The following is a 14,169-nucleotide window of genomic DNA, read 5'->3' on the forward strand; positions in this document are numbered from 1 at the left end:
CGCGACAGATCAACAACAACGAACTTGCGCCTAGCCCCCATGGGGTGCGGAGCAGACACCAAGAGACGAAACCTATGTCCGAGTTCAAGTCCGATTTCCTCCGCACGCTGAAAGAGCGCGGCTTCATTCATCAGGTCTCCGACGAAAGCGGCCTCGACGACCTGTTCGCCAAGGAAACCGTGACGGCCTATATCGGCTTCGATCCCACGGCACCCAGCCTTCATGCCGGCTCGCTGATTCAGATCATGATGCTGCACTGGATGCAGAAGACCGGTCATCGCGCCATCTCTCTGATGGGCGGTGGCACCGGCATGGTCGGCGACCCCTCCTTCAAGGAAGAGGCGCGCCAGCTCATGACCGTCGATACGATCGAAGGCAACATCGCCTCGATCAAGCGTGTCTTCTCCAATTACCTGAACTACGGCGACGGTCCCAAGGACGCGCTGATGATCAACAATGCCGAATGGTTGCGCTCGCTGAACTACCTCGAATTCCTGCGCGATGTCGGCAAGCATTTCTCGGTCAACCGCATGCTGTCCTTCGATAGCGTCAAGACGCGCCTCGACCGCGAACAGTCCCTCTCCTTCTTGGAATTCAACTACATGATCCTGCAGGCCTACGATTTCGTCGAGCTTGCCAAGCGCTACGATTGCCGCCTGCAGATGGGCGGTTCGGACCAGTGGGGCAATATCGTCAACGGTATCGATCTCGGTCATCGCATGGGGACACAGCAGCTCTATGCGCTGACATCGCCGCTGCTGACGACGTCGTCGGGCGCCAAGATGGGCAAGTCGGCGACCGGCGCTATCTGGCTGAACGCCGACATGCTCTCGGCCTATGATTTCTGGCAGTACTGGCGCAACACCGAGGATGCCGACGTCTCGCGCTTCCTGAAGCTCTACACGACGCTGCCGATGGATGAGGTTGCCCGTCTCTCCGCTCTCGGCGGTTCGGAGATCAACGAGGTCAAGAAGATCCTTGCGACCGAGGTAACGGCAATCCTGCATGGCCGCCCGGCCGCCGAGCAGGCCGCCGAAACCGCGCGCAAGACCTTCGAGGAAGGCAGCCTCTCGGAGAACCTGCCTTCGGTCGATATCCCCGCCACCGAACTCGACGGCGGCATCGGCCTCCTCTCGCTGATCGTTCGTGCCGGCCTTGCCGCCTCGAATGGCGAAGCCCGCCGTCACGTCCAGGGCGGCGCGGTCCGCATCAACGACGAGGCGGTCAACGACGAACGCAAGATGATCGGCAGCGGCGAAATCACCGCCGACGGCGTCATCAAGCTCTCGCTCGGCAAGAAGAAACACATCCTGATCCGCCGCGCGGCGTAAGCGGCGTCAAATTTTGAACGGATATCGAAGCCGGCGTCCGCGCCGGCTTTTCTTTGCCTCACTATTCGGGTCGGCGAGCAAGATCATTCAGCTCCCCGCCGGTATTCCGCGTCATCTCGTCTGGTCTCTTGAGAAGATAACCGGGCGGATCGACGCTTGAAGCGGGCTTCACCCGCGACCACCAGCTGATCGAGAAGATCGGCGGCGTCATTTCCGCGTCCAGAGGAACCACCAGGACGTGGTCGGAACGGATGACCGCCTCTTGCGATTTCAGCCGCACGCTCTTTTCCGCAGAAAGCGACACGTCGGCAATCGTGACGGCCATCATGGCGGCCGATGCAAAAGAAACTGTCCGGGCGCACTGCATGGCATCCTCCGACATTGCACCGGCCGTTGCGTTCTGACCGGGGCAGTATAGTACATCAGATTTTCCTAAAATAGGCAAAGCATCACTGCCGGATTTGTCAGCCTGGCTTGGATTCGGCCTTGCCGAGGAGGAGCCCCCGCATTTTCCACTGGAAAGCAACACGACCCACATGGCGAATGCTTTATCGGAACCTTTTCCGCCCGCCGGGATTTGCGACCAGATTGGATTGGAGTGCCGGCATGATCAACGACCTCTGGTATAAGAACGCTGTCATTTACTGCCTGTCCGTCGAGACCTTCATGGATGCGAACGGTGACGGCGTCGGTGATTTTCAGGGTCTGATGCGGCGCCTCGATTATCTCTCCGGCCTCGGCGTGACGGCGATCTGGCTCATGCCGTTCCAGGCATCGCCCGGTCGCGACGACGGTTATGACGTCTCCGATTATTACAATGTCGATCCGCGTTATGGTTCGCTCGGCGATTTCGTCGAATTCACCCACGGCGCCAAGCAGCGCGGTATCCGGGTACTGATCGATCTGGTGATCAATCATACATCCAAAGACCATCCCTGGTTCCAGGACGCCAGGAGCGATCCGCGTTCGCGCTATCGCGACTGGTACGTCTGGTCGGAGAGAAAACCTGATAATGCCGATCAGGGCATGGTCTTCCCCGGCGTCCAGAAGACCACTTGGACCTATGACGATAGAGCCAAGGCCTATTACTTTCACCGCTTCTACGATCACCAGCCCGATCTCAATACATCGAACCCCGAGGTGCAGGCAGAAATCCTGAAGATCATGGGCTTCTGGATCCAGCTCGGCGTCTCCGGCTTCCGAATGGATGCCGCCCCCTTCATCATCGCAACGAAAGGCGCCGACGTTACCAAGCCTGTCGAACAGTTCGATATGCTGAGGAAATTTCGCGAATTCCTGCAGTGGCGGCTGGGCGATTCCATCATCCTGGCAGAGGCCAACATCCTGCCGAAGGACAATTTCGAATATTTCGGCGATGACGGCGACCGCATGCAGATGATGTTCAATTTCCAGGTCAATCAAGCGCTATTTTATGCTTTCGCCAGCGCCGATACCCGGCCGCTCAAGAAGGCCATGGAGGCCACCAAACCGCGCCCTGCGACCGCGCAATGGGGCCTCTTTCTCCGCAACCATGATGAACTGGATCTCGGCCGGCTGACGGAAAAACAACGCGCCGCGGTATTTGCCGCCTTCGGGCCTGAAAAGGACATGCAGCTTTACGACAGGGGCATTCGCCGTCGCCTCGCGCCCATGCTCGGCGGCGACCACCGCAGGATCGAAATGGCCTACAGCCTGCTGTTTTCACTGCCTGGAACGCCCGTCATCCGATACGGCGACGAAATCGGCATGGGCGACGATCTAGGCCTGCCCCAGCGCAATTGCGCACGCACGCCGATGCAGTGGTCGACCGAACCGGAAGGCGGGTTCACCAAAAGTGAAAAGCCGATCTCGCCCGTTATCAAGGACGGTCCCTACGGTTTCCAGCATGTCAATGTTGCCGAACAGCGGCGCGATCCCAATTCTTTGCTGAACTGGACCGAGCGGATGATCCGGATGCGCAAGGAAGCCCCTGAGATCGGCTGGGGCGACTTTTCTGTAATCGACACCGGGGATGACGGCGTGCTGGCGCTTCGTTATGACTGGCGCGGCAATTCCGTGTTGATCCTGCACAATCTGCATGCGCAGCCGGCGGAAGTGACCTTCGATCCCGAGATAGGCGAAGACGGGCGGCAATTAATCGATATCGCCGATGGCGCGAGCAGCAAAGCGGACGAAAAAGGATTTCATACCGTCATGCTCGATGCCCACGGCTATCGCTGGTATCGCGTCGGCGGTCTCGATTATCTCCTCAGGCGGACGGAGATTTAGGTAGGTCTCGCCACGACCTCTGCCGTAACCGCTTCCCGCCTCACTGGAATTCAAAAATCTGCCGGAAGACGCCCGGCGCGATGATCGACAGCGGATTGATCTGCAGGTTCGGCTGGTCGAACTTGCCTGTCAGCTTGAAGGTGATACCGATCAGGCCGCGGTCGCTGCCATTGCCGAGGATGACTCCGATCAGCGGCAGTTCGGCGAAGAGGCGGTTGAGGCCGTAGGCGGGCATGAAGGTGCCGGTCATGTCCATGTTGCCCTTGCGGTCGCGCACGATGCCCTGGAAGGTCGCGCCGATCTGATCGCCGCGCAGCACGCCGTTCTCGATGCCGACCATGCCATTGCGCGATACGACACGGGCAAAGCCGCGCTGGAAGCGCTGCGACGAGGTATCGATGTCCCGCTTGACGGCTTCGTTGAGGCTGCGCTGCTCATTTCCGACCGGTGTCGAGACGATCGAGCGCAGCCGTTGTTCGTTGACGATCGCGAAGCGGCGCACGTCGAGCGAGCCGTCCCAGCCGCCCTCCGCCCCTAGCCGGATCGCCAGGTTGAGCAGGCCGCCCTGCATGTGCTGGTAGAGATCGGCGAAACGCGATACCGCGCCGGCATCGCCGCTGGTGATGTTGATGACGCCGCCGTCCTTCATCTGGCTGACCACGGCCTCGCCACTGTCGGTAACGGCGGAAAAATTGAGCGCCTGCAGCTTGTCGCCGCGCAGTGATATTTGCGCCTGGAAATTGCCGACCTTCTCGTCGTTGAAACCGATGACGTTTTTCAGCCTGGCGCGCACCGAGACGCCGGTGTCGCCGCCATCCCCGTCACCATCGCCGTCCGAGCCCGATTTCAACCGCTGGATGACCGGTCGCGCATCGGCGCTGTCACCGGAGACCGAGACGTCGAAATTGCCTTTGCTGCGCTTCACCGACAGGGCGAAATCGTCGAGCGAGGAGAGCTTGACGCTGTCGAAATCGGCCGAGATCAGCCCACCCTTGCCGATGTTCAACGATCCATTGGCGCCAAAACCGTCGCCCTTCAGTCGGAAGTTCTTGATCTGGGTATTGTCGGCCGGCCCGGATGTTTCGAATTCGGCCGTGGCGGCAATGCCGCTGCCCTTCGCCCAGCCGATCCAGGGCAGTTCGAGCAGCGACTTGGTGAGGTCGAGCTGGACGTCCTGCCGGTCGTCGTCGATCCGCGTCAGCACCATCTTCACGCTGCCGCCGACGATTCCGGAAAGGCCGGGTATCAGCTTGTTGCGCTGGTCCTCGGAAAGGGTCGCGGTGATCACCCGTTGTTTGGCCGCCGCGTCGGATGCCTCGACCGGTTCGGTAAGATCGATATCGGCCGGGACGCCGTCGATCTGGGCTTTGGCGTCAAGCGTGATTCTTTTAGGATTGCCGTTCAGCGTTCCGTCGAGATTGCTGATCATCCTGCCGGAAAACGGCTTGGCAAGATCGATATTGGTGAGCTTCATTGCCGCCGACCATTCGGCCGGCGGCGGGTTTTGCGAGGAAAGCAGACCGAAATGGGCCTTCACATTCGCCTCGATCCGGCCCTTGAGATCGTCGGGCGTAAAGCCGGCGCGCTGCAGCACCCGGATCGGCCGGTAGGTCAGAAGCTCGCCGACGGCGTCCGCGGCTCCGGAGACCGCGAGATCGATATCGGCCATCAGCGGTTTATCGTAGGTGGCGGGCAGGATGAACGTCCCCTGCCCGAGACCGACCGACCGACCGGAGGGGAAATAGGAGGTGCCGCTCTTGATCGCGATCGTCGCAACCGGGCCTGTCAGGTCGAAATGCGCTGACGTGTCGCGGATCGGCGGAATGTCGCCGGCGACGTTCATCCGCGCGCCCGTGATGTCGAAGCCGATGCGGATCTGGTTGGCGTCGAGCTTCAATCCTTTTCCGCCGGCTGCCTCGTCCAGCCTGCCGAAGGGAATGAAGACGGAAATGGAAGCGTCGGTGACGGTGCCTCCGAAGAGATTGCCGTGCACCCAGGTGCGCACCTTGGGCGCCATCCAGAACGGCCAGAGCTGCTTGATCGCAATCGTCTGCAACTGCGCCGACTGGCCGGCGAAGCTGATCTCCGGCGATTTGTCGCCGAGTTTGACGTGCAGTGATCCGTAGAGCGCGCCGAGCGGGCTGGAAACGGTTATGTTGGGAAACTGGAACTCACGGCCGGCGACCATGTAGCGCCCGGTCGCCTGGATGTCGAAGGAGAGTGGCTCCTCGCCGGAGCCGCCGGGGGCAGCCGTGCCGCCACTGACGAGCAGGTCGATGCCGAAGCCTTTGCCCGCCTGCGGGTCGAGCTTGTCGAGATCAATCAGCGCGCCATTGATGGGAAGCGTAGTCGCGCCGAACCGGGCGTTCGATCGGGCAATCTCGAGCTTCTGCTTGGCGAAATCGTAGACGAGATTGATTTGCCCGCCCGAGAGCTGCTGCGGATCGCCGTCCGCATAGATTTGGCCGGGATCGATGTCGACCGTCGCCGTCAGCGCCGGCTGCGCGCCATCGCGCGCCCGGGTGGCCGACACTGTCAGATCGGCAAAGGCGCTCAGTCCTTGCCGGATCATGCCCTGATCGTTGCGTTTCAGCGCGAAGGGGGTGAGGTCGGCATGTCTGAGCGTCGCCACGACTTTGGACACGTGGCCGTCGTCTTTCTCGGCCCGCACGTCGAGCTCCGCCACTTCGCCGTTGAGCGCGACTTCGCCGGTCAATTGCAGCGAGGACGGGCCGGCATGGGCAAAGACGAGATTGTCGATGACGAGCGACAGCGGACCGTTGGCGGTATCGGCAAGCTTGATGTCGAGGCCGGAGATGCGCACCGAATTGGTCGAGCCGCGCGTCACGATGCTGTCGAACATGTCGAACTGCGAGAAGATCTTTTCCATCGCCGCCGGCATGGCGTCGATGCGCAGATCGTCGAGCTTGACGGCATTGCCGGAGGGCAGAAGCGCGGTATCGAGCGCAATATCCTCCGCTTCGATGTCCGCGACGGCGATGCGGCCGCGGAAAAGCTGCAGCGGATCGAGCCCCAGGCGCACCGAACCCGTCGTCGACAGGTGCTGGCCGCTCTCCTGGTCGATCATGTTGACGTTGCGCGCTTCCAGCGCCAGCCGGAAATCCGAGGTGAAGCGGATGACGGTGGAACCGACCTCGGCGCGATAGCGCGGTCCGGCTACCCCGTTCAGCGCCGCCTGCGCCTGCTGCGACAGCGGCTTGTCGAACATGCCGCTCTCGACGGTGAAAACGATGCCAGCGAGAATAACGAGGATCAGCCCCAGAAATCCGCAGGTCAGCTTCGCCGTGCGGCGCATCGGCGAACGCGGCGGCGGGCAATGAACGATGATCGGATCCTCGGCCTGGGCGGACGGCAAGCGGTCCAGCGCAACGATATCCTTCTTGCGAAACGTGACCTTTTCGCCGCGGATGGCTGACATGCGCCCTCGGGCTCTCCCTTTAAGTGAAGAATTGAACCCGGCCATGCTGGACGGGTATCCGTCCACTATATAATTCGGGGAGAGAAAGTGTCATCCACAAACCCGGCAAAAGAAAGGTTTTCCTAATGGCGGTTCCCGGCATCGGCGTTTCGGCCCCTGATTTCAACCTTCCCCGCGACGGCGGCGGCCGCGTTTCGCTGGCCGAATTCCACGGCAAGCCGCTGGTGTTGTTCTTCTATCCCAAGGACGACACGACGGGCTGCACCGCCGAATCGCTGGCTTTCACCGCGTTAGCAGCCGAGTTCGAAGCGGCGGGTGCTGCCGTCATCGGCATGTCACCCGATTCGGCCGCTTGCCATGACAAGTTCATCAAGAAGCACCGTCTTTCGGTGGCGCTCGCCTCGGACGAGGAAAAGACGACGCTGCAGGCCTATGGCGTCTGGAAGGAAAAGAGCATGTACGGCCGCAACTTCATGGGCGTCGAGCGTACCACTTTCCTGATCCGCCAGGACGGCACGATCGCCACCATCTGGCAGAAGGTGAAGGTGCAGGGCCATGCCGAAACCGTGCTCGAGGCCGTGAGGAACCTGGCAGCGTGATAGGGGATCTGACGATAACCTCGCTGCGCGGCGGCGCCATCGATGCAATCTCGTCCGCCGATCTCGACCGCAAGACGGCACTTGCACAGGAAAGCGCCACCCGCTGGTTTGCGCGCCGGGTGTCGCTGCGCTCGCCGCTCGATGCGGCCCTGCCCGACAGGCCCGGCCGTCCTGAGAAACCGGTGCTGACGCCGCCGACCCAGGTGGAGAAGCGCTCGCTGCATACGCTCAAAGGCCGGATCGCCCTGCTCCATGCCATCGCCCATATCGAGCTCAACGCCGTCGATCTGGCGCTCGATATCGTCGCGCGATTCGCGACCGAGCAGGTGCCGAATTCCTTTTTCGACGGCTGGATGCTGGTCGCCTTCGAGGAGGCGAAGCATTTCCGCATGGTGCGCGCCAGGCTCAACGATCTCGGCGCCGATTACGGCGATCTTCCCGCCCATGACGGGCTCTGGCAGGCAGCCCATTCGACGCGCAACAATCTGACGGCAAGGCTCGCCGTCGTGCCGCTGATTCTGGAAGCTCGCGGCCTCGACGTCACGCCGTCGCTGCAGGCGAAAATGCGCCAGACAGGCGATCTCGAAAGTGCTGCGGTGCTCGACGTCATCTACAATGACGAGAAAGGCCATGTCGCCGTCGGCGCCAAATGGTTCCGCTTCCTCTGCGCCCGCGAGAAGCGCGATCCAGCAAAGGCCTTCCAGGAGCTGGTGCGCGCCAACTTCCGCGGACCGCTGAAGCCGCCCTTCAACGATCTTGCCCGCGCCGAGGCCGGGCTGACGCCGTCCTTCTACCGCTCGCTCGCATCGATCAGCTACGCTTGAAGTCACTGAAATTTATGACGCGACGGCAACAATGAAAGCATTCATTAACCATAACGGTGTCTAATTTCCGAAAGAGGCGTAGAGCATCAATCGGGAGAGCCTGCGTGAACAGCGGACATCAGCACCGGGTATTCGGCAGGCGGGCGCAGGAACATATCCTCATCCTCGCAAGCGGCGACAAAGTCCGCCATATGACGGTCCGGCCGTGGATGGCCGCGCTTGCCTTCTGCTTCGTCGGCGTCTTCTCGATCGGCTACCTCCTGGCCACATCCTATCTCGTGCTGCGCGACGACCTGATCGGCGCCACCATGGCCCGCCAGGCCCGCATGCAGCACGACTATGAAGACCGCATCGCCGCCCTCCGCGCCCAGGTCGACCGCATCACCTCCCGCCAGCTTCTCGACCAGCAGGTGGTCGAAGACAAGGTCGACAAGCTGATGGAGCAGCAGATGGCGTTGACCTCGCGCCATGGCAAGCTCGACAATCTGCTCGACCGGGCCGAAAGCTCCGGCCTGACGGAAAAGGACGGCGCCCTGCCTGCGCCGTCTTCGCCCGTTCAGTCCTATGCGCCCGATGTCAAGGACAAGCGTGCTTCGCTCTCCGGTAGCGGCATCGAGGCGATCGAGAAACAGCTGGCGAACGGCGCCCCCGCCGATGCGACGCCCGACAATTCGACGCTTGCTTATGTGCCGGCCACCGACACCGTCGGCGATCGTGCCGACCGCATCTTCTCCAAGGTGACGCTGTCGCTTAAAGATGTCGAACAGGATCAGCGCAGCCGTGTCGAACAGCTGACGAGCGATGCCGGCAATGCCGCCAATGCCATCGAGACCGTGCTGACCCGCTTCAAGATTCCGGTACCGGAAGAGACCGCTGCCAAGAAAGACGATGACGATGCCGTCGGCGGCCCCTATGTCGAGCCCGAAAGCAACGACGACTTCAACAATTCTCTGGTGGCGCTCGACGGCGCGCTGACTCGTCTTGAGGAGGTCCGCAGCACCGCCGAATCCCTGCCCTTCCGCAATCCCGCTATCGGCAAGGACGTGACCAGCCCCTTCGGCAATCGCCGCGATCCCTTCCTCGGCCGCCTCGCGCTCCATTCCGGCATCGATTTCCGCTTTTCGCCCGGCGAACGAATTCGCCCGGCGGCACCTGGAAAGGTAGTTTCGGCCGGCTGGACCGGCGGCTACGGCAACATGGTCGAGGTCGATCACGGCAACGGCATCTCGACGCGCTACGGGCATATGTCGGAGGTTCTGGTCAAGGTCGGCGACACGGTCGGCCGTAACGATGTCATCGGCCTCGCCGGCAGCACCGGCCGCTCGACGGGCACGCACCTGCACTATGAAGTGCGCCAGGACGGCCATGCCGTCGATCCAGTATATTTCATGAATGCCGGCCTTAAACTCGCCACCTATATCAAGTAACTCCTGCCCGGTAACCAACGCTTCACTCTGCAATGGGTGCGGCGTCTCTATTTCTTGACTTGCCGGCCATTCGGGGCTATGTCGCGCTGCATTGCGGCATGCAATCCCGCCGACTCGTTCAGAGCTCGGCCGAACGGAATGGAAACAGTTTTCCCTTTGACGACATTTGCTGACCTTGGCTTAAGCCAAAAAGTGCTATCCGCTGTTACGGACGCGGGCTACACGATCCCCACGCCTATTCAGGCGGGAGCCATCCCGTTTGCGCTTGAGCGCCGCGATATTTGCGGTATCGCGCAGACCGGCACTGGCAAGACGGCATCCTTCGTGCTGCCGATGCTGTCGCTTCTGGAGAAGGGCCGTGCGCGTGCGCGCATGCCCCGCACGCTGATTCTCGAACCGACGCGCGAACTCGCTGCCCAGGTCGCCGAGAATTTCGAGAAATACGGCAAGAACCATCGCCTTAACGTCGCCCTTCTGATCGGCGGCGTTTCCTTCGAGGACCAGGACCGCAAGCTCGAACGCGGCGCCGATGTACTGATCTGCACCCCCGGCCGCCTTCTTGACCATTTCGAGCGCGGCAAGCTGCTGATGAGCGGCGTCGAGATCCTCGTCATCGACGAGGCCGACCGCATGCTCGATATGGGTTTCATCCCCGATATCGAGCGCATCGCCAAGATGATCCCGTTCACCCGCCAGACGCTGTTCTTCTCGGCAACCATGCCGTCGGAAATCCAGAAGCTCGCCGACCGTTTCCTGCAGAATCCCGAACGTATCGAGGTCGCAAAGCCGGCTTCCGCGGCCGAGACCGTGACACAGCGTTTCGTCGCCTCCCACGGCAAGGATTACGAGAAGCGAGCGGTTCTGCGAGAACTCGTCCGCGCCCAGACCGAGCTCAAGAACGCCATCGTCTTCTGCAACCGCAAGAAGGATGTCGCCGATCTCTTCCGGTCGCTCGAGCGTCATGGCTTCTCGGTCGGCGCCCTGCATGGCGACATGGACCAGCGTTCCCGCACGATGACGCTGCAAAGCTTCCGTGACGGCAATCTCCAGCTTCTGGTCGCTTCCGACGTCGCCGCCCGCGGCCTCGATATCCCTGATGTCAGCCACGTCTTCAATTTCGACGTGCCTATTCATTCCGAGGATTACGTCCACCGCATCGGCCGCACCGGCCGTGCCGGCCGCTCGGGTGCCGCCTTCACGCTCGTCACCAAGCGCGACACTAAGTTCGTCGATGCCATCGAGAAGCTGATCGGCGAAAAGGTCGAATGGCTGAGCGGTGACCTGACGTCGCTGCCGCCGCCGGCAGAAGACAGCCGGGACAGCGAACGCCCGCGCCGCAACGGCCGCGAGCGTGGCGCCAGAGATGGTGCAGGCCGAGATCGCGCGCCGAGAGAGAATGGCGACAAGGATCGTGGACGCGGACGAGGCAATCGCGCCGCCGCGAGTCATAAATCTGATAACGACATACAGGATAATGGCGTCGACGTGATTGAAGCAGCACCAGTAAAGGCCGACATCGTGAAGAACGAGCGCAAAGCAGAGCAGAAGCCGCAGAACAACGCGCGCAACAGTCGGCCTTACCCGGCAAACGACGACAGCCGCGACCGCCGCCGTCATCGCGACCACGACGATGGCCCGACCCCGGTCGGCTTCGGCGACGATATCCCCGCCTTCATGCTGATCGCCGGCAGCGCCAAGGTCTAAGCATTATCATGGGTAGGCCCGGCATTGATTTTCCGGGTCTCGGCGTTGGCCTGGTGATTCTGCGCGACGCCAGGATCCTTCTTTACAAACGCATGCGACCACCTGAAGCCGGCTATTGGAATATCGTTGGCGGCAAGGTGGATCACATGGAGCCGGCTGAGACTGCCGCGCGCCGCGAGGCCGAAGAAGAAACCGGTCTGACGATCGGCCGCATCGAACGAATCGGCATGACCGAACAGATCATCGATGCCGACCGCCAACACTGGATGTCGATTCTCTATCTCGCCCGCGACGTCGAGGGCGAGCCGCAGCTGACCGAACCGGACAAGCTTTCGGATTTCGGCTGGTTTCCCCTGACGGATTTACCCGAGCCACTGTCGGCCTTCACCAAGGCGGCGATCGCAGCCTTGTCGCCCGCTGAACGCGGCTAACTATTCGGCGCGAAGCGACGCCTCATAGGCAAGCCTCACCCATTTCGCCATCAGATCGGGATCGTCGTAGGCCTCGTCGGGGATCGACCAATAGGGCATTTTTACCGGCTTGCCCTTCTTGCCCTCATAAGTCCATTGCGTGGCGCCGGCAGCGGCAAATTCCGGGGCGCTCGTCTCATCGGCCTTCAGCAGCATCTCGTCGCGCACTTCAAGCGCGATGATCCGCCCGAGATGATAGATGCCTTTGCCGCCAAACATGCGCTTGACCGTGACGGGGCCGAGCCCCTGAAACATTTCCTCGATCCCGGCATTGTCCATTCTCTACTACCCTCGAAATGCTTCCGAAAGGATGCACGGCGCTCTTATCACAGCGCGTGATAATCCCGGTTCATATAGATGAGCGCCGGGTGCTTTTCGCTGAAGCGGACAGCCGCGACCTCGCCGAAGATGACATTGTGCGTCGGCATTTCCTTGATATCGATCACCCGGCAATCGAAGGCGGCAAGTGCGTCGGCTAGCACGGGCGCACCGGTGGCAAGCATCTCGAAACGGGCGCTGGCGAAACGGTCGTCATTGGCAAGCGACGTGCGCCCGGAAAAGGCATCGGCAACACCCTGATGGTGGGCGCCGAGCGTGTTCAGCGCGAAAATGCCGCTGCGAAAGAAGATCTCGTTCTTCGGATTGGTGTTGTTGAGGCAGATCAGCACCGAGGCCGGATTGTCCGAGACCGAGCAGGCGGCGGTGATGGTGACGCCGCGGCGCAGCTCGCCCATCGCCGTCGTCACGAGCTGCACGTGGCCGGCATAACGGCTCATGGCATCGCGATAAAGGCCGGGGTCGATATGCTGCCTGTTCAACACCTGCTTCTCCCGTACGCGCTTACTCTGTCTGGATCCACTTGCTATCGCGCCAATATGGCGAGCATCGGTTACCTTTTCTACAATAGGACCGGTGAAAAGCGCTGTGTTGCGCTTGTTTTTCTTTGACGATCGCGGCCTTGCGGATAAAAGGGCATGGACGATGGCTAGGGATCTCCGCCTTTCATGATCAACCTGCGTGGCATAGCAGCTTTTCTGGCGCTGCTGGGAGCGGCGGCTGAAAGCCATGCGGCCGGCTTGACGATCGGTGTCGTCGCCCCTCAGAACGGACCGCTCGCCCTCCTCGGCGCCCAGATTGCCGCCGGCGCCGGTTTCGAGATCCAGCAATCCGGAAATACCCTCGTCGCCATCAACGAGACCTGCGAGGACAATAGCGGTGCCGCGATCGCCGATGCGCTTGTCAATGCCAAGGTGCAGGTCGCGGTCGGCTTTCTCTGCAGCGAAACGCTCGAAGGCGCGCTGCCGAAGCTGAAGGACGCCAATATTCCCGCGATCACCGTCTCCGTGCGCTCCCGCATCCTGATGGAGGATGCGCTGAAGAACGGTTGGCCGCTCTTTCGGGCAGCGCCCGCCGACGGTGCCGAAGCGGCAAAGATCATCGAGGTGATCTTGAAGGACTGGGCCGCCGATCCGATCGCCTTGATCGAGGACGGCACCATCCATGGTCGCGAACTGACGGAAGCGGTGCGCAATGCGCTGGAGCAGAACGGCCTGAAGCCGGTCTTTACCGACACCTACCGGCCGGGACAGGAACAGCAGATCGCCCTCGTCCGCCGCCTGAAAAGAGCCGGCGCCACCAGGGTCTTCATCGGCGGCGACCGCAACGATGTCGCCGTCATCGCCCGCGACGCCAAGGTCGAGAACATCCAGCTATCCATCCTCGGCGGCGATGCCATGCGCGCTGCCGACCAGCCGCTGCCGCTGGATGCCGGCGTGCGTGCTGTCGCCCTGCCCGAATACGCCATCCTGCCGGAAGGCACGGCTGCGGCCGACGCGCTACGCGCCAAAGGCATCGAGCCGGAAGGTTATGTCCTGCCGTCGCTGGCCGCGGCCCTCATTGCCGGCCAGGCCGGGCAAGCCGCCGCTGCGGCGGGCAAGCCCCTCCAGGAGACGCTTCTCGGCACGACATTCCAGACACCGGTCGGCACCATTGCCTTCACCGGTGCGCATGAACTTTCGCAAAATCCCTACCGCCTGCTCGAATGGCGGGGCAACGGCTTTTTTCCACCGGCCGCGCCGACGCAATGAGCGGCGCGCCAGCCTTGAAT

12 protein-coding genes are annotated in these 14,169 nt (G+C 61.8%); 8 read left to right on the forward strand and 4 right to left on the reverse strand.

The genetic code is table 11. The features are described 5' to 3' along the window. The first annotated feature begins 74 nt into the window (after positions 1-74). Entirely contained in the window at positions 75-1,331 is a 1,257-nt protein-coding gene (gene tyrS, locus AC25BC_RS10540) for a tyrosine--tRNA ligase (RefSeq protein WP_012757606.1), read from the forward strand. Positions 1,332-1,392: 61 nt separating this feature from the next. Here tyrS and AC25BC_RS10545 read toward each other — a convergent pair whose 3' ends face one another. Next, positions 1,393-1,713, reverse strand: coding sequence for a hypothetical protein (locus AC25BC_RS10545; RefSeq protein ID WP_041935531.1), 321 nt, complete (start codon positions 1,711-1,713; stop codon positions 1,393-1,395). Between the two features lie 224 nt (positions 1,714-1,937). Here AC25BC_RS10545 and AC25BC_RS10550 point away from each other — a divergent pair, with 224 nt between their 5' ends. Next, on the forward strand, positions 1,938-3,599 hold the full coding sequence (locus AC25BC_RS10550; RefSeq protein WP_128439322.1) for an alpha-amylase family protein: 1,662 nt from the start codon (positions 1,938-1,940) through the stop codon (positions 3,597-3,599). 40 nt (positions 3,600-3,639) lie between these two features. Here AC25BC_RS10550 and AC25BC_RS10555 read toward each other — a convergent pair whose 3' ends face one another. Next, entirely contained in the window at positions 3,640-7,038 is a 3,399-nt protein-coding gene (locus tag AC25BC_RS10555) for a YhdP family protein (protein WP_012757609.1), read from the reverse strand. Positions 7,039-7,163: 125 nt separating this feature from the next. Between AC25BC_RS10555 and AC25BC_RS10560 the strand changes: the two genes are divergently transcribed. From AC25BC_RS10560 to AC25BC_RS10580, 5 genes are all read left to right on the forward strand, one after another. Beyond that, positions 7,164-7,637 (forward strand): peroxiredoxin, encoded by a 474-nt coding sequence (locus AC25BC_RS10560; RefSeq protein WP_012757610.1) that lies wholly within the window; start codon positions 7,164-7,166, stop codon positions 7,635-7,637. After that, positions 7,634-8,461, forward strand: coding sequence for a ferritin-like domain-containing protein (locus tag AC25BC_RS10565; RefSeq protein WP_012757611.1), 828 nt, complete (start codon positions 7,634-7,636; stop codon positions 8,459-8,461). The genes AC25BC_RS10560 and AC25BC_RS10565 overlap by 4 nt, the downstream gene beginning before the upstream one ends. A gap of 104 nt (positions 8,462-8,565) precedes the next feature. Further along, positions 8,566-9,888, forward strand: coding sequence for a peptidoglycan DD-metalloendopeptidase family protein (locus AC25BC_RS10570; protein ID WP_012757612.1), 1,323 nt, complete (start codon positions 8,566-8,568; stop codon positions 9,886-9,888). 138 nt (positions 9,889-10,026) lie between these two features. After that, entirely contained in the window at positions 10,027-11,592 is a 1,566-nt protein-coding gene (locus AC25BC_RS10575; protein ID WP_012757613.1) for a DEAD/DEAH box helicase, read from the forward strand. An 8-nt stretch (positions 11,593-11,600) separates the two neighbouring features. Continuing rightward, a complete protein-coding gene (locus AC25BC_RS10580; RefSeq protein ID WP_012757614.1) occupies positions 11,601-12,023 on the forward strand; it encodes an NUDIX domain-containing protein in 423 nt (140 codons plus the stop codon). Here the strand turns inward: AC25BC_RS10580 and AC25BC_RS10585 are convergent, their stop codons facing one another. Both AC25BC_RS10585 and AC25BC_RS10590 read right to left on the reverse strand, forming a co-directional pair. Further along, complete coding sequence (locus tag AC25BC_RS10585) at positions 12,024-12,341, reverse strand: TfoX/Sxy family protein (protein WP_003540033.1); 318 nt, start codon at positions 12,339-12,341, stop codon at positions 12,024-12,026. A gap of 47 nt (positions 12,342-12,388) precedes the next feature. Next, positions 12,389-12,883: a flavin reductase gene (locus AC25BC_RS10590; RefSeq protein ID WP_003559728.1), complete on the reverse strand. Its 495-nt coding sequence runs from the start codon at positions 12,881-12,883 to the stop codon at positions 12,389-12,391. A gap of 183 nt (positions 12,884-13,066) precedes the next feature. On the opposite strand from AC25BC_RS10590, the gene AC25BC_RS10595 reads away from it, so the two are divergent. Next, positions 13,067-14,149: an ABC transporter substrate-binding protein gene (locus tag AC25BC_RS10595; protein ID WP_012757615.1), complete on the forward strand. Its 1,083-nt coding sequence runs from the start codon at positions 13,067-13,069 to the stop codon at positions 14,147-14,149. Positions 14,150-14,169 lie beyond the last annotated feature (20 nt).

The organism is Rhizobium sp. WSM409, assembly GCF_057653825.1.